The organism is Micromonospora cynarisoli (genome assembly GCF_030518815.1).
GTDB lineage: Bacteria > Actinomycetota > Actinomycetes > Mycobacteriales > Micromonosporaceae > Micromonospora > Micromonospora wenchangensis.
Map to the genome: position 1 here is coordinate 4,364,666 of NZ_CP130426.1, position 18,436 is coordinate 4,383,101.

Below are 18,436 nucleotides of genomic sequence, written 5' to 3' on the forward strand. Positions count from 1 at the left end.
GGTGTTCCGTCCGGTCACCGCCGGGACGCCGCACGCGACCGGTCGACCCCTCGTGGGATCGACGACGACCGGGACACGCGCCTGCGGCGGGACCAGCACGTCACAGGAAGGCCGGCCGGGGTCGCCCAGCCGCGCCTCATCGGTGACCACCGGCCGGCTGCCCGGTCCGCCCGGTGGATGGCGAACACTCCGCGTCCTACGCCCGTGCGGGGTGACGCTGCCCTGCCGTGATGCTATATCGAATGGATTCGATCTGCGACAGGTGTCGGGCCCGGTCCGGGGGTCGTGGACCCTGCGCGACGGCCCGACCACGGACCGGCGGCACGCTCAGCGGGTACGGGCCCGCCGGGCCGCCAACTCCGTACGGTTACGGACGCCGAGCTTGCGGAAGATGTTGCCCAGGTGGAACTCGATCGTCTTCACCGAGACGAAGAGCCGCTGGGCCGCCTCCCGGTTGCTGAGCCCGTTGGCGATCGCGGTGGCGACCCGGGCCTCGGCCTCGGTCAACGTCGGCCCCCCGGCCGGCACCGGGAACGGCGGGTCGGCGACCGGCGGGAGCACGGTGACCGGCGGGGTCGTACCGAGGGACCGGAGATCCCGCATCACCAGCGTGAGCATCCCGGCGGCGCCGGTCCGGGCGTACCCCGCGCACGCCTGCTCCAGCAGCCGGGCCGCCTCGCCCCGCCGGCCGACCCGCCCGTGGTGCACGCCGAGCAGCCAGGCCACCCGGGCGGCGAGCAAATGCTCGACCGGGCGGGTCAGCAGATCCACCGCCGCAGTGAGGGCCGCCGTGGTGGCCGTACCCGGGTCGAGGATCCAGGCCCGCCACGCCGGCAGCACCGGTCCGCCCGGCCAGGAGGCGGGCGGGTCGTCGACCCCGGCGAGCAGGTCGCCGGCCAGCCGGGACCGGCCGGCGAGGGCGTGGTGGGTGGCCAACTCCCAGCGGTGCTCGTACTGGAGGCCGGCGGTCACCCCGACGTCCCTGGCCACCACGAGTTCGAGCAGCCCGGCCCAGGTCTCCCGGTCACCCCGGGCGAACGCCAGCGCTGCCGTGCACTCGGGCAGGTGGCGGGCCACCCAGGCCGAACCGACCTGCGCGGCCAGCTCGCGGGCCTGGTCCAGGTGGACGGCGGCATCGTCCAGGTCACCGCGCAGCGCGTCGCACTTGGCCAGCCAGGAGGTCGCCTCGGCCTGCACGTCGGGGGTGCCGCACTCCGCGGCCAGCCGGGCCGCCTCCCGCAACTCGGCCTGGCCCCGGACCAGATTGCCGGCCCAGCAGTCACCGACCCCGACCAGGGCGAGCAGCCGGGCCCGGTCGGCCGGCGGCAGGTCCAGGGCGGCGAGCAGCGGTGCGAACCGGCGCGCCTCGTGCGGACGCATCAACGTCATCACGGCGGTCAACGCGCACTCCACCAGCACCGGGTCGTCGCCGAAGGCGTGCTCGTCGAAGATCCGTACGGCGGCGTCGAGGTGTTCCGGGCCCTCGGCGAGGCCGGCCCGGGTGGCCGTCGTCCCCGCCAGGGTGCGGTAGATCAGTGCGGTACGCGCCGAGCCGCTCGCCTCGTGGGCCTGCCGCACCCGGGTCAGCAGCGGGAGCAACTGGTCGCTGTCGGTGGTCCGGGACAGCGTGAGGAAGGCCCGGAACAGCAGCCGCGCGGCCTCGTCCGGGTTGGCACGGTCGGCCGCCGACAGCAGGCGCTCGGCCGTGATCTCGGTGGACACCGGCTGAGCGTAGAACCCGGGGCCAACCCTGGGGATTTCCCCGGTGCCCAGGCCACCCCGGTCCATCGAGACTGCATGCACCTGCCGGCCCTCCCGGCTGGTGGGCGTTCGCGAACGGATAGGGGTAGCACCATGAAGCGCAGGACCGTACAGATCGACACCATTCCCGCCGACGGGGTGGAGCTGGCCGACGACCAGCTCGCCCGGATGCTCGGCGGGCTGCCCCGCAACGGGGCGGGCTCGTCGAAGACCATCAACGACATCCCCGGCGGGGGTCGACCGGACACCGACACCGACTTCTGATCCGTCACCGTCGGCGATCCGGTCCACCTTCGATGGCCGGACCGTCGGCGGGACCCCGCCCGGAGCACCCATGATCCTCATCCTGACCGCCCCCGACGACGTGCACGCCGACGCGGCGGAGGTGGAGCTGGGCCGGCGCGACGCCGCCTGGGTCCGTTTCGACCCGGCCGACGTGCCGTCCCGCGCGTCCCTGTCGGTGACCATCCGGGACGGCCGGCTGACCCGTACCCTCACCCGGCACGACGACCCGGGCGGGACCGTCGACCTCGACGCGGTGACCGCCGTCTGGTTCCGCCGCCCCGGTGTCCCGGTCGCCCCGCCCCACCTGGGCGAACCCCACGCCGGTTTCGTGGTCGAGGAGAGCCGGCAGTTCGTCGGCGACGTCTGGGAGACCCTTGACGTGCCGGCGCTGCCCGCCCCCCGGCCGGTGGTGCTGCGGGCCCAGCAGAAGGTCCGCCAGCTTCAGCTCGCCCTGCGCCTCGGCTTCGACGTGCCGGCCACCGTCGTCGGCAACGACCCCGCCGGTGTGCTCGACCTGTTCGGCCACACCGGCGGCCGGTTGATCACCAAGCAGGTGGGGCTGACCACCCTCGGCGACGAGCTGATGCGGTACACCGAACCGGTCACCCACCGCGACATCGGCCACGTCGAGGGGGTACGCCACTGCCCCCTCATCGCGCAGGCGCGGGTCCCCAAGCGGGTCGAGCTGCGGGTCACCGTCGTCGGGGACCGGGTGTTCACCGCCGCCATCGACTCCCAGCGGTCGAACCACGCCCGGCACGACTGGCGTCGCCAGGACGACCGGAACACCCCGCTGAGCCGCTACGACCTGCCCGCCGACGTCGCCGCCCGGTGCGTGGCGCTGACCCGTGCGCTCGGCCTGCGCTACAGCGCCCTCGACCTGATCGTCACCCCCGACGACCGGTACGTCTACATCGAGATCAACCCCAGCGGCCAGTACCTGTGGATCGAGGAGGAGACCGGGCTGCCCATCACCGCCGCCGTGGTCGACCTGCTCACCGCAGCCGCCTGCACCCCCGGAGGCACCACATGACCACGCTGGACCCGGCCCTGCTCGACGCCGCCGTCACCCTGGCACGGGAGCTGACCACCGACCGTGCCGGCCTGCCCGAGGCCCGACGACGCCTCACCCCGCTGCGGGAACGCTGGCCCGGGGCCGATCCGGCGATCGTGCGCGACGAGGAGGCGGCCGACGGGTCCGTCTCCTTCGACCTGCTGCTGCGCGAACCCGCCGGCACGGTCTCCGTGGCGTACAGCCCGACGCCGGCACTGCCGTGGCCGCTGCGCGGGGCGGTCCGGCACTCCGACCACCACCTCGCCCGGGTCGGCACCCGGACGCTGCGGGTGGGCGAGGCGCTCACCGCCCTCGACTTCCTCTGGTACGACCACGACGTGCTCGCCCGGCTGGTCGACACGGGCCTGGTCGCCGAGGAACTGGAGCGGCACCCGGTCGAGGTCGACGACGACGGACTCCAGGTGGCGGCCGACGCGTACCGCCGGGCCAAGGGGCTGCTCGACGCCGAGTCGACCGCACGGTGGCTCGCCGACCGGGGGCTCACCGCCGAGGACTTCGCCGACCTGATCGCCCACACCGTGGCGGTCGCCCGGCTGCGCGCCCGGGTGGTGGGTGACCGGCTGCCTGAGTGGTTCGCCGCCCACCGGTCCAGCTTCGACCGGCTCCTGATCGCCTGGACCGCCGAGGGGGCACCCCCCACCGACCGCGCGGCGGCGCTCGCGGCGGTGGCCGCCGCCGTCCGCGCCGGCCGGAGCGCCGGCACCCTGCGGACGGTCGCGGTCGCGGCCCCGCCGGAACTGCGCGACGCCGCCGGACCGGTGCCCACGACCATCGCCGGGGCGGCGGTGACGGCCGTCGTGGTCGACCGCGAGCCGGCCGTCCTCGACGACGACACCCGGGCGCTGGTCGAGCGGGCCATGTTCGACGAGTGGCTGGCGCAGCGGCGGGCCGGCACCGACATCGAGTGGTTCTGGCTGCCCCGGGACCGGACGACCCGGGTCCGGTGACCGGCCGGCGACGGGTGCCGGTGGTGCTCCAGGTCGCCGCCACCGACTGTGGACCCAGCGCGCTCGCCATGCTGCTCGCCGCCTGCGGCCGGGCGGTCCCCGTGTCGTACCTGCGGGCCCGGCTCGACGTCGGCCGGGACGGTCTGAGCCTGCGTGACCTGCGCGACGAGGCGCAGCAGTACGGGCTGCGCTGCCGGGCGATCGCCCTGCCGGCGCTGCGCCGGGACGCCACCCGGTTGCGGGAGCTGCCGATGCCGCTGCTGGCCCACTGGAACGGCGACCACTACCTGGTGGTGGAGCGGATCGGCCGTCGGGGCGTCGACGTCGTCGACCCGGCCGTGGGCCGCCGACGGCTCTCCCCGGCCCAGTTCTCCGCCGGCACCACCGGGGTGGTGCTGCTGGCCACGCCCGACGGTCCCGCCCCGCCGGCACCCCCGGCACCGTCACCGGTACGTGACCTGCTGGTGCCGGTGCTGCGCCGGCACACCGGGCTGCTCGCGCTGCTGGCGGCGACCTCGGTGCTGCTCACCGCGACCGGCCTGGCCGTGCCGTGGGCGACCGCCGCGCTCATCGACGCCGCGGCGCCCCCGGCGGCCTCCTGGCTCGCCGCCGTCGCCGCGCTGGCCCTGCTCACCGGGGCGTTGTCCCTGGCCCGGGGGCTGACCGTGACCAGCCTGCAACGGCGCATCGGCAGCCGGCTCGGCACCGAGACGGTGCACCGGCTGTTCGAGGTGGTCTACCGGTACTTCCACCGCCGCTCGGCCGGCGACCTGGTCGACCGGGTCCGGGCGGTGGCCGGCGTCCGGGACCTGCTGGCGTCGGCGCTGGTGGCCACGGCCCTGGACGGGCTGCTGGTGGTCGGCTACCTGACCGTGGTGACCGTGCTGGCCCCGGTGCTGGGGCTGGTGGCCGCCGCCGTGATCGCGGTCCAGGCGGGCACGGCGCTGTGGGTCGGCCGCCGCTCCGGCGCGCTGCAACGGGAGGAACTGCTCGCCTCCGGCGAGGAGGCGGCCCGGCTCGCCGAGGCGGTGCAGGGGATGGCGGCGATCCGGGTCGCCGGGGCCCAGCAGCGGGTGCGGGGGCGCTGGCAGGAGTCGTTCGACCGGGGTGTGTCGGCGGCGCACCGGCTGGCCCGGCTGGCGGCGGTCTCGGACGCGTTGCTGGCCGCCTGGTCGATGGCGTGCCCGGTGCTCATGCTGCTCGTCGCGGTCCGGCAGGCCGACTCCCCGGGCCGGGCCGCCGGCCTGTCCGCGCTCGCGGTCGCCGCGATCACCCCGGCGGTCGCGCTGGCCCAGCGGCTGCCGTCGTTCACCCTGCTCGCCCCCACCATGGACCGGCTGGCCGACATCGTGGACGCACCTGTCGAGCAGCCCACCCCGGGTGCGCCCGCGCCCAGGCTCACCGGGCTGGTCACCCTCACCGGGGTGGGTTTCCGGTACGACCGGCGGTCACCCTGGGCGCTACGCGACGTCACCGCCGTGATCCGGCCCGGCAGCAAGGTGGCGGTGGTGGGCGGCTCGGGCAGCGGCAAGAGCACCCTGGTCGGCCTGCTGACCGGCCTGTACTCCCCGACCGAGGGGCGCATCCACGTCGACGGCCACGACCTCGCCACGCTGGACCTGTCCTCGGTGCGCCGGCAGATCGGGGTGGTCCTCCAGGAGACCTACCTCGGCGCGGGCACCCTGCGCGAGGCGTTGACGCTGTCCCGCCCGGACGCCTCCGACGCGGCCGTCGACCGGGCGGTCCGGCTCGCCGCGCTGCACGACGACGTGGCGGCCCTGCCGATGGGGCTGCACACCCACCTCGGCGACGGCGGCGTCGGCCTGTCCGGCGGGCAACGCCAGCGGGTCGCGCTCGCCCGCGCGTTGCTGGCCGACCCGGCCCTGCTCATCCTCGACGAGGCGACCAGCGCGCTGGACACGGTGACCGAGGCGGCCGTCGAGGCGAGCCTGCGGACGCTGCCGGTGACCCGGCTGGTGATCGCGCACCGGCTGTCGACGGTCGCGGACGCCGACCTGGTGCTGGTGCTCGACCGGGGGCGGTTGGTGGAGAGCGGACCGCCGGGGGTGCTGTTGGCCGCCGGGGGCCCGTTCGCCCGGCTGGCCGGGGTGCCCGCTGCCGTCAGGTCGTGGCCCGACCCGGTCCGCTGAGCCGGTCACCGCGCGTGCGGGACGGCGGCGAACTCGGCGAGGTCGAGGCGGCCGTGGGCGGGCACGTAGCGGGTGAGCGAGGTGTTGGCGACCGGGGTGGTGGCGAGGATCGCGTCGGGGACAGCGGGACGTCGGCGTCGCGCCCGGTGAGCCCGTGTGTGGCGACGCCCCGCGCGTGGGCCTCGGCGAACGCGACGTTGGCGACGCTCTGCCCGTGCCGGACGATGGTCAGCTCCGCGACGGTGTCCACGGCTCCACTGTCCCGCCGGTCAGGCGTTCGCGTCGACGTGGCCGGCGGGGGTCTCGGCAGCGTGGGTGCCGGCGGGCTCCTGCGGCCGGATCGTCCGGATGAGCAGGAACGGAACCAACGCGGCGACGACGAACAGCACGCCGAGCATCAGCCATCCGGCGGTTCCCCAGGCCAGCACGACTCCGGTCATGAGCAGTGGCCCGTACAGGCGGCTGCTGCTGTTGCGCCCCAGCCCGAAGGCGGCGAGGTACTCGGCGCGACGGGCGGTCGGGGCGACCGCGTACGACAGTGTCCAGGCCGCGTTCACCTGGCACAGCTCGCCGAGACTGAGCACCAGGATGGCGACGACGAGGGCGACCGGGGTGGCGGCCGAGGGCAGCCCCGGAGCGAGAGCGAAGGTCCCGCAGGTCAGCGCCAACAGCGCAGCGCTGACCGAGTACGAGCGCTGGGCGGCCCGGGTGCCGTCGACGAACCGGCTCATCGGGATCTGGAGGACGGTGACGGTGACGGTGTTGACCGCGTAGAGGATGCCGACCAGGGCGGGTGGAACGTCGGTGTGCCCGACGACCCAGAGGGGAAGGGCGACGTTGAGAATCGGCAGCCAGAGTGTGGCGACGCTGTCGTACGCGGTCAACGCGAGCAGCCGGCGGTCACGGAGCGCGGCGAGTCGGCCCGCCGGGGCGGCGTACCGGGATCGTGGGGTGCCGGGCAGCAGGGCGACGAGGCCGGCTGCCACCACGAAGAGTAGGGCGGTGCCGACGAACGACCAGCGGAAGGCTGCCGGGGTGCCGAGGGTGAGCGGCACCACCGCGAGCAGGCCGCCGACGCTGATGCCGATGTTCAGGACCGTCCGGTGGGCCGCCATCACCCGGGTGCGTCGGGAGTCCGCGGTGCGTTCGCCGATGAGCGCCTGGGTGAGCGGGTGGGCCGCCTGTTCACCGACCACCACGGCCGTGGTCACGAGGACGAACGACAACCAGCCGTCGACGAAGGCGTAGCCGGCGGTGGCGGCGGCACGCCACAGGCAGACCGCGATCAGCGACCGCTGGATCCCGTACCGGTCGGCCAGCATGCCGATCGGCACGACGGTGAGCATCGCGCCCAGACCGGCCAGGGTCATGCCCAGGCCGACCGCGCGTTCGGAGATGCCGGCGATCCGGACGAGGTAGATCGCCGACGCGGCCACGAAGAGACCTGTGCCCACCCACTCGGTCAGTGCCGCGCCGAGCAGGCGGGGGAGGTAGCCCTGCCCGGTGCCGTGCCACCACTCGACGAGCCGCTCGTACCGGGTCGTCACAGCGTCATTCCTCCCGGTCGGCGATCAGCTCCAGACCTCTTCTTTTCAGCATTTGAAGGAAGAGATCGCTATATCTGTCCGGTTGTACCGTCTTGACGTGGATCGATTCGTTGTGGAAGAGTCCGATCGACTTCGGTGAGTGACCATACCATCATGGAAAGTGATCGTCAGTAGGTCCGTCCCCCGATCTGGCGAACTGTTCACCGAAGGCCCCCCTCCACCACCTAATCGTCACGGGGAGCCGCCAGTGCTATCCGCCGGGACCGTCGGCGTCACGCCGACGGTCGATCTGCTCGTGCATCTGCCCGGAACCACCGTCCCGATCCGCCTCAAGCTCGAATCGTTCAATCCGACCGGCTCCACCAAGGACCGCACCGCCGCGGCGCTCCTGTCAGCAATGGAAGAGAAGGAACCGCTCCGCCCCGGCGACGTGGTCGTCGAGTCCACGTCGGGCAATCTGGGGCTGGCCCTGTGCCGGCTGCTGGCGTTGCGGGGATGCCGGTTCGTCGCGGTGGTGGACCTCAACACCCCGCTGGACATCCGCCGCTCACTCGCCGCCGCCGGGGCCGAGCTGGTGGTGGTGAACGAGCCGGACGGCCACGGCGGGTACCTGCTCAACCGGCTCCGTACGGTCGGTGAACTCTGCGCGCGTCACCCCGGGTACCGGTGGGGCAACCAGTACGAGAACCCGGCGAACCCGGCGGCCCACTTCCAACAGACCGGCCCCGAACTGCTCCACCAGACCCCGGACCTCGACACCGTCTACGTCCCGGTCTCCACCGGGGGGACTCTGGCGGGGATCTCCCGTTACCTGCGCGCCGCGTCGCCCGGGGTCCGCATCGTCGCTGTCGACGCCGAGGGATCGCTGGTCACCGGCGACCGGTCCGGGAAGCGGCTGCTCTCCGGGATCGGCGCCAGCCGCCGGTCCAGCTTCCTCACCCCCGGCACGTACGACGAGGCGATGCGGATCAGTGACGCCGACTCCTTCGCGCTCTGCCGGCTGCTGCGGGTCGACACCGGGCTGCTGGTGGGCGGGTCGAGCGGGAGCGCCCTGCATGCCTGCCTGCGTGACCTGCGCGGGCCCCTCCCGCCCCGCCGACCGGTGTGTCTGTGCCCCGACGGCGGGCAGCGGTATCTCGGCACCTTCTACGACGACTCGTGGCTGGAGCACCACCACATCCTCGACGCGGTCCAGGCACGGATGGACGGCCTACGGGCCGACGGAATCCTCTTCGAAAGGGGGGACACGTGAGCTGGCTGTCGGACGAGCACCAGGGGGCCGACTTCCTCTACCTGACCCGGGCGGACGTCGCCGCGTGCTGCGCGCAGGTCGACGTCGTCGGCGCGGTGCAGGAGGCACTGGTCGCGCACACCCGGGGCGAGACGCTGCTGCCCGACGAGGCGTACCTCGGCTGGCCCGACTCGGCCGGCAACTCCGCCCGCTGCCTGGCCATGCCCGGTGGGCTTCGCCGGGACGGCGGCTGGGTGGTGGGACTCAAGACGATCAACGGGAGCCTCGGCAACGTCGGTCGGGGCATCCCCCGGTCGCAGGGCTTCACCCTGCTGTTCGACCCGGACACGGCCCGGCCGACGGTGCTGATGGAAGCCGCGTACGTCAGCGCCCTGCGGACGGCCGCCGTCACTGCGGTGAGCGCCCGTCACCTGGGTCGCGCCAGGGTCACCAGTATGGCGCTGATCGGCTGCGGGACGCTGGCCAAGGCACACCTTGCCCTCCTGCCGGACGCCTGCCCCGACCTTGCGGCGCTCACCGTCTTCGACACCGATCCGCAACGGGCGGAACTGCTGGCGAAGGCCGCCCGCGGCGAGCCGAACACGGCGCACCTGGAGATCCGGGTGGCCGCCGACGCGCGGGAGTGCGTCCGGGAGGCCGATCTCGTGGTCACCACCACCACGGTCACCGAGGGATACCTCCCCTTCGACTGGCTACGCCCGGGGGCGCTCGTCGCCCACGTCTCCCTCGACGACGTGCTGCCCGACGTGGTGGCACAGGCGGACCTCGTGCTCGTCGACGACTGGAGCCTGGTCAGCCATGACCACCGTCGACTGCTCGGTCGGATGTACCGGGAGGGGACCCTGCTCGCCCCGGACGGCGGACACCACCCCGGCTGCGTCCCCCGGGCGCAGGCACGCCGGGTGGACGGGTCACTCGGCGACGTGATCGTCGGCGACGTGCCGGGTCGCACCCGCGACACCGACATCGTGCTCAGCAACCCCTTCGGCATGGCCGTGCTCGACGTCGCCGTGGCAGCCCGGGTCCAGGACCGGGCGCTGGCCGTGGGCCTCGGCCGGCGACTGCCGGTGTGACCGCCGAGAACAGGAAGGACCCACCAGTGCTTGACGAGGACCTCAAGCAGGTCAATCGGACCATGTGGTCGTACGGCGACTACGCCCGGGTCGCCCGGCTGCTCGATCCCGGCGCCGTGCGGCTCGTCGACCGGCTCGACGTGCACCCCGGGCAACGACACCTCGACGTGGCGACGGGCAACGGCAACGTCGCCCTGCTGACCGCCGCCCGTGGTGCGCTGGTCACCGGGCTCGACCTGACCGACGAGTTCTTCGACGACTGTCGTCGCCGGGCGGCCGAGGCCGGTGTCGAGCTGACGTTGCTGGCCGGCGACGGTGAGGACCTGCCGTTTCCCGACGGCGACTTCGATCTCGTCACCTCCACCTACGGCATCCAGTTCGCCCCCCGGCACGGCGTCGTCGCCGCCGAACTGGCCCGGGTGTGCCGGCCCGGCGGGCAGCTCGGCATGTGCAACTGGACGCCCCGCAGCTGGACCGCCCACTTCCAGGAGGCGCTCTCCTCGTACTTTCCGGCGCCACCTGAGGAGACCGGCCAGCCGATGCTCTGGGGCGACGAGCGGTACGTCACCGGGTTGCTCGGACGGTACTTCGAGCTCACCACGCAGCGTCGCACCCTGTGGTACCCGTACCCCGACGCCGAGGCCCTGATCGCCTTCTTCGAGTCCTGCTTCGGGCCGTTCATCGCGGCCCGCCGGTCGATCTCGCCGCCGAGCCGATGGGCGCAGCTCCGTGCCGAGCTGGTCGAGATCAGCGAGGACTTCCTCGTCGACGACGACCGGGGCCGCGGGTTCGCCGTGGAGTACCTGGAGGTCGTCGGCCGCCGGACGGAGCAGTCGTGATCGGGACCCTGCTGACGACCGGGGAGCTGCCGTCCCTGCCGATCGACGAGAAGCAGCGGCGACTCGCCGTGGCCCGCGCCCTGACCCGGGAGGCGGCGTACGACCTGGCTGGTGGCGTGTTCGCCCGGGTCGACGGGGCCGATCGGCCCGACGCCGTCGCGGTCCGTGACCCGGACACGACCACCTCCTACCGGGAACTGGCCCTGCTCACCAGGCGCATCGCCGCGGCCCTGGTGGAACACGGCGTGGGCGGTGGCACGGTCGTCGCGGTGGGCGGGCCACGCGGCGTGCAGATCGTCGCGGCCCTGCTCGCCACCGAGCTGATCGGCGCGGTCTACCTGCCGGTCGACCACACCTGGCCGCCGCTGCGCCTGCGGGACGTGCTGCACCGGGCCGGCGCGGCACTCCTGCTCCACTCCGGTGCCAGGCCCCCGGCCGGGTCCGACGTCGAGACGCTGTCCCTCGTCGAGGCGGCGCGTCGGCCACCGCTGCCCCACCCCTCCCGGCCGACGCCGGACCAGCCCCGGTACGTGCTGTTCACCTCCGGCTCGACGGGCCTGCCGAAGGGTGCCGTGGTCGAGCACCAGGGGATGATGAACCACCTCCACGCCAAGGTGGACGACCTGGCACTCACCGGGGCCGACCGGGTCGCGCAGACCGCGCCGCTGGTGTTCGACATCTCCCTGTGGCAGATGCTGGCCCCGCTGCTGGTCGGGGCCGAGGTCCACGTGCTCCCCGACGATCAGGCCCACGACGCCGAACGGCTGCTGGACACGGTCGTCCGGGAGCGGATCACCGTCCTGGAGGTCGTTCCCACGATCCTGCGGCTGCTGCTGGACGAGGTGGATCGCAACGGGGCCGCACCACCGTCGTTGCGGTGGCTGCTCGCCACCGGCGAGGAGCTGCCACCCGCCACCGCACGTCGCTGCGCGCGAAGCTGGCCCGGGGTGCGGCTGCTCAACGCGTACGGGCCGACCGAGTGTTCCGACGACGTCACCCACTGCGAGGTCGGCTCACCCGGACCGGACGTGGCGCACCTGCCCATCGGCCTGCCGATCGCCAACACCGCCCTCTACGTGCTGCGGTACGACGGGGCCCGGTGGTCGTCCTGTGGACAGGGCGAGGTGGGGGAACTCTTCGTCGGTGGTGTCGGTGTGGGCCGGGGTTACCTCGGTGACCCGGAGCGGACCCGGGAGGCGTTCTTCCAGGACCCGTTCGCCGACACGGCCACCGGCCGGCTCTACCGCACGGGAGACGCCGTCGTCGTCACCGACGACGGGCTCCTGGAGTACCGGGGGCGGGTCGACCGCCAGGTCAAGATCGCCGGGTTCCGGATGGAACTGTCGGAGATCGAGGCGGTGCTCGGCACCCATCCCGCCGTCGCGGCCTGTGCGGTGGCGGTGCTCCAGACCGACGCAGAGGGCTCCCTGGTCGCCCGGGAGACCAAGCTCGACGGCGCCACCGGGCACCGGTTGATCGCGTACCTCTGCCCCCACGGCGACGACCTCGACGAGTTCGACGTGCGCGACCACCTCGCCCAACGGCTGCCGCTGCCGATGGTGCCGCAGCGCTTCGTCGTCCTGCCCGCCCTGCCACTGACCCCCAACGGCAAGGTCGACTACGCCCTGCTCGCCACCGGTACGCCGGTCCCCGGCACCACCTTCGTGACCCCACAGGGCGAGCGGGAGGAACTGGTCGCCGCCGCGATGGCGGAACTGCTGGGTGCCGAGCGGGTCGGCCGGGACGATTCGTTCGTGGTCCTCGGTGGTGACTCGCTGCTCGCCGTCCGACTGATCGCCCGGCTGCGCGACGACGGTTACCTGGCGTCCCTGCGGGACGTCCTGCTCGGCGGGACTCCGCGGGGGTTGGCCGAGCGCCTCGACGCGGTCGGGGAGGTGCCCCGGCCGACGGTCGCGCCGTCCGTGCCCGAGGTGCGTCGGCGTCCACTCACCCCGCAGCAGAGCGGCGTCTACTTCCACTGGCGGCTCGCGCCCGACAATCCGTACTACAGCTACCAGGGCTCGCTGCGGCTCGTCGGCCCGCTCGACGTGGGCCGGCTGTCGACGGCGTGGCAGACGCTGCTGCACGAGAACCCGATCCTGCTCGCCCGTTTCGTCGACGACGATGCCGGCCCGGTGCACGAGTTCCCGCACTGGGCGGTGCCTCTGGACGGGCTCACCGACCTGACCACCCTGCCCGCGCACGAACGCGACGAGCGCTTCCGTGACGCCGCGTTCGCCGTCGCGGCGGAACCGTTCGACCTGCGCGCCGCGCCGGCCCTGCGGGTCCACCTGTTCCGGCTGGCACCCGGGGAACACCGGCTGCTCGTCACCATGCACGAGATCCTGCTGGACGGATGGGGGGCGACCATCCTGTTCGGACGGCTCGCCGAGCTGTACGACAGCCCGACGACGCCGGGGGACGCGCTGCGCTACGACCGCTACCTCGACTGGCAGGAACGCGCGTTGGCCGACGGTGGACTCGACCGGGCCCGGCGGTACTGGCGTGACCAGTTGGCCGGGCCGCTCCCGGTCCTGGAACTGCCGAACCCCGACCGACGTCCGGCCCACCCCTCGTACCGGGGGGAGATCGTGGAGGCGGTGGTCGATGCCGCCACCCATGCCCGGATGCGTGATCTCGCCGGGCGGATCGGCGGCACCCCGTTCATGATCATGCTTGGCGCGTACGCCCTGGCGCTGGGCTACTACGCCGGTTCCGACGAGATCGTGGTCGGAGCACCCATCGCCAACCGGGAGCATGCCGAGCAGACCGAGGTGGTCGCGTTCCTGATCAACATGCTGCCGCTGCGAATCACGCTGGACCCCACGTACACGGCCCGGGAGTACCTGCTCGCCGTTCGGGACCGGGTGGTCGCCGGGTACGCTGCGGCGGCGTACCCGTTCGGGTGGATGCTGCGTGACCTGACCACCGTCGACCGCAGCACCGCACACACGCCGGTCTTCCAGACGATGCTCAACCAGCTCACCTATCCGGTCCGGCCGGCGCAGGCGGCCGGCGTCACGTTCGCCTTCACCGAGCTGGACACCGGGTTCACGAAGTACGACTGCTCCCTCTACGTGCAGGCCCACCCGGCCGACACCTTGCTGGTCCAGCTCGCGCACCACGTCGACGTCGTCGCCGCGGACACCGCCCGGCGGCTGTTGGAGAGCACCCTGCTCGCCCTTGACGCCCTGGTACGCACGCCGCAGACCCCGGTCGCGGAGATCGACCTGCTGCCCCTCGCCGACCGTGCGCTCCTGGAGGAATTCAGCCATGGCACCTGACCCGACCGCCGCGAGGTTGACGGCGCTCTTCGACACCCAGGTCACGCTCCGACCCGACGAGGTCGCCCTGCGCCACCAGGGCAGGGACGTCACCTTCGAGGAGCTGGACCGGTGGAGCGGCCAGCTGGCACACCAACTCGATGCCGCCGGCATCCGTGCCGGGGACCTGGTGGCCCTGGCCGTCGACCGGTCGCCGGCGATGGTCGCCGCGGTGCTCGCCGTGATCCGGGTCGGTGCCGGCTACCTCTCTCTCGACCAGGACACCCCGGTACGCCGGCAACGGACCATGACCCGGCTCGCCCGCCCGGTCTGCCTGCTGGCCAGGCCGCACCTCGACCGGCTGCCGACCCTCGACGTGCCCCGGGTGCTGGTCGGCGAACCGCCGACCGGTCCCGTGCCCCGGTGGACCTCGACGTCGGGCGGGGACGATCCGGCGGTCTTCCAGGTCGCACCCACGTCGGGCACGACCGGTGCTCCCCGGCTCGTCCGGATCGGCTACCGGTCGGTGCTCAACCGGCTGGAGTGGATGTGGCGGGACCACCCCTTCCCCCCGGACGCCACCGTCGCGGTGCAGAAGTCGCCGTCGCTCGTCGCCGCTCCCTGGGAGATGCTCGGCGGGCTGTTGCAGGGCGTCCGGTCGGTCGTGCTCGCCCGCGAGGAGGTGCTCGACCCGGCCCTGTTCGCCGAGGCCATCACGGCCGAGGGCATCACCCATCTCTACCTCACCCCGCACCTGATCGCCGGGCTGCTCGACCAGGCGGAACGCGCCGGTGGCCTCGCCCACCGGATGCGGCTGGTCACCAGCGGTGCCGACACCCTGAGCCCGGAACTGGTACGTCGGTTCCACGCCACGTTGCCCGGCGTACGGCTGCTGAACCTCTACGGCATGACGGAGACCGCCTCCAACACGGCCGCATACGACACCGCGCTCCTTCCCGCGACGGCCACCCGGGTGCCCGTGGGCAGACCCGTCGCGAACGCGACGATCACCGTCCGGGACCGGGCGCTGCGGCCGGTGCCGCCCGGGGTGACCGGAGAGGTCTGCGTCTCCGGTCCACCGCTCGCCCTCGGTTACCTCGACGACGACGAGACGACTGCGGCGCGTTTCGTGCGGCCGCCCGACGGCCCGGTGCTGTTCCGTACCGGGGACCAGGGCCGCTGGCAGCCCGGCGGGCTACTGGAGATCACCGGACGGACCGACAACCAGGTGAAGATCCGGGGTTACCGGGTCGAACTGGAGGAGGTGGAACTCGCGTTGGCCCGGATCGCGCCGGTCACCGCCGCCGGGGCGTGTGTGGTCACGCAGGACGGGGAGCCGGTCCTGAGTGCGGGACTCACCGCCGAGGACGACCTGGACGTCGCCGCCGTTCGTGTCCAACTGCGGGACCAGTTGCCGGACTATCTGGTACCCGCCCGGCTGGTGCCGGTCCCCGCCCTCCCCCGGGGCCGCAACGGCAAGCTGGACCGGCGGGCACTGGCCGACCTGATCGTCCGGGCCACCGCCGCCACCGGCCCGGCGCGCACCTACCGGCCGGCCTCCCGGGCGGAGGAGATCGCCGTCCGATGCTGGCACGAGGTGCTCGGGGCGCCTCCGGAGGACGCCAAGCAGAACTTCTTCGACGCCGGCGGCCATTCCCTGCTGGCGGTCCGGCTCGCCGCCCGCCTCCAGGCGGTCTCCGGCACGCCGGTGTCGCTGCGCGCGTTGCTGGAGGACCCGACGGTCGCCGGTGTCGCCGGCATCCTCACCCCAGGGGACGAGCCGTGAGCCTCTGGTTACGGCCCGTCGGGGCCGCTACGGACACCGGCACGGTGCTGGTCTGCTTCCCACCGGGCGGCGGCGGCAGCATGTCGTTCCACCCCTGGCGCGAGGTGCTGCCGCCCGCCGTGACCGCCCTCGCGGTCTGCCCGCCGGGGCGGGGAACGCGGCTCGGCGAACCGCCCGTCGGCACCGTCGCGGAGTTCGTCGACGCGGTGGTCGAGGCGATCCGGCAGCGTCGGCCACGGCGTCTCCTCCTCGCCGGGGTCAGTCTCGGCGGTCTGCTCGCGTTCGAGACCTGCCGCGCACTGGAGGCCGCCGACACGCCTGTGGGTCTGCTGACGGTCATCGCGGCCGTGCCTCCCGCCTGTTACCCGGGCACCCCGGCGGACCGCTCGCCCGAGGCGGTCGGCGCGCTCGTCGTCGAGTGGGGGCTCACCGATCCCGAACTACTGACGCACCCCGAGTTCGCCGAGCTGGTGCTCCCACCGGTCATCACCGATCTGCAACTCGGTGACGGCTACGACGGCCGGCACGCCACGCCGGTCGGAACACCGGTGCTGGCGGTCGCCGGAACGGCCGATCCGATCGCCCCGCCGGAGGTCGTACGGGGGTGGCGCGCGGCCACCACCGACCGGTGCACGCTCGACACGGTCGACGGCGGGCACTTTCTGCACCACGTCCACGGCCCCTGGTTGTTGAGCCGCATGCTGGAGGAGACACGATGACCCCACTGTCGAGGCGCGGACTGCTCCGCGCAGGCATGGCCGGCGCGGGCGGCGGTCTGCTCGGTCCCGTCGCGACGGCGTCCGCCGGCACCCGTGCTCCGGTGAGCGGTGCCGCCGCCGCGGCGCCCCGCACGGCGACCACCGGGGACGGCACCGATCCCGTCGTGCTGGCCCAGGAGATGCTCCGCCACGACACCTCGCACACCGGCGCCGGCGGGACGACCCTGCCCTTCGCCCAGATGCTGGCCGCGAAGTGGCAGGCCGTCGGGGTGCCGACCGAGTTCATTCCCACCCCGAAGGCCGACAACGTCCACTTCATCGCCCGGGTGGGCGGCAGCGGCGCACACCCGCCGCTGCTGCTGATGTCGCACTCCGACGTGGTCACCGTGGAACGGGAGCACTGGAGTCGGGATCCGTACGGCGGTGAGATCGTCGGCGACTGGCTCTACGGGCGGGGCTCGGTGGACATGAAGGGCACCGGCTCGGCGTTCATGGCGGCGCTGCTCCGGCACGTCCGCGAGGGTGCCCGGTTCGACCGGGACGTCATCTACCTCGCCGACTGCGACGAGGAGGGCGGGCCGTACGGGGCGCGGTGGCTGGTGGACAACCACTACGACAAGGTGGCCGCCGGGGTGGCGATCAGTGAGGGTGGCTGGCTGCTCGCCCAGCGGGACGGGGTGAGCCCGATGCTGGCGTCGTTGTCCGTCCGCGACCGGACGTCCCTGCTGGCCCAGGTGGTCGCGTCGGGCACCGCCACCCACTCGTCCCATCCCGACGAGGAGTCGGCGATCTCCCGGTTGGGGCACGCCCTGGGCGTGCTGTCGCGTTACCGCGCTCCCGTACGGTTGCCCCGGCTGGTGCGCGACTACTTCGGCGTGCTCGCCGACGCCACGCACGATCCCCAGTTCGCCACTGCCATCCGACGCCTGGTCGGTGCTTCCGGTCAGCGGGAGCGCGACCGCTTCGGGGCCGAGGTCGTCCGGCTGAGCAGTCACCCGTGGATCCACAACTCGCTGCTGCGGACCACGCTCTCCTTCGTCGGGCAGAGCGCGGGCTACTACTCCAGCATCATCCCGTCCACCGCCGTCGCCGACGTGCGGATCGGTTTCGTGCCCGACGGGGACGATCCGGGTACGGTCGTGGCCGACCTGCGCCGCCTGCTGGGCCGGCAGGAAGTGCAGCTGCGGTTGGTGACCGCCGCCGGACAGACCGAGGAGGAGTTGCTCGACCGGGTACGCCGTGATCTGGGTCGTCCGGAGTCCCGTACCGACACGGATGTCTTCCGGATGTGGGAGGCCGCGGCGCGCGAGGTGTACCCGGGGGTGCGTACCGTGCCGTCGCAGTTCGAGGCGAGTACGAGCGCCGGTCCGTGGCGGGATCGCGGCATCCCCGTCTACGGCCTGTACCCGTACGTGGTCGACGGTGACACCGTCACCCGGATGCACGGCAACGACGAACGCCTCCGGGTCGACGCGCTGCGGACCGGCACCGAGTTGGTCTATCGGATGCTCGACACGCTGCGGATCTGACCCTCACCGCCGCCTGACCGCCCGGTCGCCCCAGGGTGACCGGGCGGTCGACGTCTCTGTCGACGGCCGGTGCCCTGGGCGATCCCAGTTTCCGAAAGTTTCCGAAAGTCGTTGACGCGTTCGAAATGCCGCTGCAATACTCCGATTCACAGCGACATCAACGCTTCTCGATTGAATCCCGCGCCCCCAGGTAGCACCGTCCCCAGGAGG

13 protein-coding genes are annotated in these 18,436 nt (G+C 73.3%); 11 read left to right on the plus strand and 2 right to left on the minus strand.

All coding sequences use genetic code 11. The features are described from left to right. Nucleotides 1-327: 327 nt before the first annotated feature. Complete coding sequence (locus Q2K16_RS18750; RefSeq protein ID WP_302738866.1) at nt 328-1,722, minus strand: helix-turn-helix transcriptional regulator; 1,395 nt, start codon at nt 1,720-1,722, stop codon at nt 328-330. A 132-nt stretch (nt 1,723-1,854) separates the two neighbouring features. On the opposite strand from Q2K16_RS18750, the gene Q2K16_RS18755 reads away from it, so the two are divergent. The 4 genes from Q2K16_RS18755 (at nt 1,855) to Q2K16_RS18770 (ending at nt 6,218) form a co-directional block, all read left to right on the plus strand. Further along, on the plus strand, nt 1,855-2,025 hold the full coding sequence (locus tag Q2K16_RS18755; protein WP_302738868.1) for a putative ATP-grasp target RiPP: 171 nt from the start codon (nt 1,855-1,857) through the stop codon (nt 2,023-2,025). A gap of 70 nt (nt 2,026-2,095) precedes the next feature. After that, entirely contained in the window at nt 2,096-3,079 is a 984-nt protein-coding gene (locus Q2K16_RS18760) for an MvdC/MvdD family ATP grasp protein (RefSeq protein ID WP_302738870.1), read from the plus strand. Next, the gene (locus tag Q2K16_RS18765; protein WP_302738872.1) at nt 3,076-4,068 is read left to right on the plus strand and encodes a TIGR04500 family putative peptide maturation system protein; all 993 of its coding nucleotides are present in this window, start codon (nt 3,076-3,078) and stop codon (nt 4,066-4,068) included. The genes Q2K16_RS18760 and Q2K16_RS18765 overlap by 4 nt, the downstream gene beginning before the upstream one ends. Continuing rightward, nucleotides 4,065-6,218: a peptidase domain-containing ABC transporter gene (locus Q2K16_RS18770; RefSeq protein ID WP_302738874.1), complete on the plus strand. Its 2,154-nt coding sequence runs from the start codon at nt 4,065-4,067 to the stop codon at nt 6,216-6,218. Before Q2K16_RS18765 ends, Q2K16_RS18770 begins: the two co-directional genes overlap by 4 nt. 269 nt (nt 6,219-6,487) lie before the next feature. Here Q2K16_RS18770 and Q2K16_RS18775 read toward each other — a convergent pair whose 3' ends face one another. Next, nucleotides 6,488-7,765 carry an MFS transporter gene (locus Q2K16_RS18775; RefSeq protein ID WP_302738876.1) on the minus strand — a complete coding sequence of 426 codons (1,278 nt, stop codon included), beginning with the start codon at nt 7,763-7,765 and terminating at the stop codon, nt 6,488-6,490. A 247-nt stretch (nt 7,766-8,012) separates the two neighbouring features. Here Q2K16_RS18775 and Q2K16_RS18780 point away from each other — a divergent pair, with 247 nt between their 5' ends. The 7 genes from Q2K16_RS18780 to Q2K16_RS18810 are packed head-to-tail and all read left to right on the plus strand — an operon-like array spanning nt 8,013 to nt 18,226. Continuing rightward, complete coding sequence (locus Q2K16_RS18780) at nt 8,013-9,017, plus strand: pyridoxal-phosphate dependent enzyme (protein WP_302738877.1); 1,005 nt, start codon at nt 8,013-8,015, stop codon at nt 9,015-9,017. Next, nucleotides 9,014-10,090 carry an ornithine cyclodeaminase family protein gene (locus Q2K16_RS18785; RefSeq protein WP_302738878.1) on the plus strand — a complete coding sequence of 359 codons (1,077 nt, stop codon included), beginning with the start codon at nt 9,014-9,016 and terminating at the stop codon, nt 10,088-10,090. The genes Q2K16_RS18780 and Q2K16_RS18785 overlap by 4 nt, the downstream gene beginning before the upstream one ends. Nucleotides 10,091-10,116: 26 nt before the next feature. Continuing rightward, complete coding sequence (locus Q2K16_RS18790) at nt 10,117-10,929, plus strand: class I SAM-dependent methyltransferase (RefSeq protein ID WP_302738879.1); 813 nt, start codon at nt 10,117-10,119, stop codon at nt 10,927-10,929. Continuing rightward, nucleotides 10,926-14,213 (plus strand): amino acid adenylation domain-containing protein, encoded by a 3,288-nt coding sequence (locus Q2K16_RS18795; protein ID WP_302738881.1) that lies wholly within the window; start codon nt 10,926-10,928, stop codon nt 14,211-14,213. Before Q2K16_RS18790 ends, Q2K16_RS18795 begins: the two co-directional genes overlap by 4 nt. Beyond that, nucleotides 14,203-15,978, plus strand: coding sequence for a non-ribosomal peptide synthetase (locus tag Q2K16_RS18800; RefSeq protein ID WP_302738883.1), 1,776 nt, complete (start codon nt 14,203-14,205; stop codon nt 15,976-15,978). The genes Q2K16_RS18795 and Q2K16_RS18800 overlap by 11 nt, the downstream gene beginning before the upstream one ends. After that, nucleotides 15,975-16,697 (plus strand): thioesterase II family protein, encoded by a 723-nt coding sequence (locus tag Q2K16_RS18805; protein ID WP_302738884.1) that lies wholly within the window; start codon nt 15,975-15,977, stop codon nt 16,695-16,697. Before Q2K16_RS18800 ends, Q2K16_RS18805 begins: the two co-directional genes overlap by 4 nt. After that, nucleotides 16,694-18,226: a M20/M25/M40 family metallo-hydrolase gene (locus Q2K16_RS18810; protein WP_302738885.1), complete on the plus strand. Its 1,533-nt coding sequence runs from the start codon at nt 16,694-16,696 to the stop codon at nt 18,224-18,226. Before Q2K16_RS18805 ends, Q2K16_RS18810 begins: the two co-directional genes overlap by 4 nt. Nucleotides 18,227-18,436 lie beyond the last annotated feature (210 nt).

What these genes read in the sequence shown, in the direction of transcription:
- Q2K16_RS18760 (WP_302738870.1), top strand. Translation starts at nt 2,096, where the DNA reads ATGATCCTCATCCTGACCGCCCCCGACGACGTGCACGCCGACGCGGCG.
- Q2K16_RS18755 (WP_302738868.1), top strand. Translation starts at nt 1,855, where the DNA reads ATGAAGCGCAGGACCGTACAGATCGACACCATTCCCGCCGACGGGGTG.
- Q2K16_RS18765 (WP_302738872.1), top strand. Translation starts at nt 3,076, where the DNA reads ATGACCACGCTGGACCCGGCCCTGCTCGACGCCGCCGTCACCCTGGCA.
- Q2K16_RS18810 (WP_302738885.1), top strand. Translation starts at nt 16,694, where the DNA reads ATGACCCCACTGTCGAGGCGCGGACTGCTCCGCGCAGGCATGGCCGGC.
- Q2K16_RS18800 (WP_302738883.1), top strand. Translation starts at nt 14,203, where the DNA reads ATGGCACCTGACCCGACCGCCGCGAGGTTGACGGCGCTCTTCGACACC.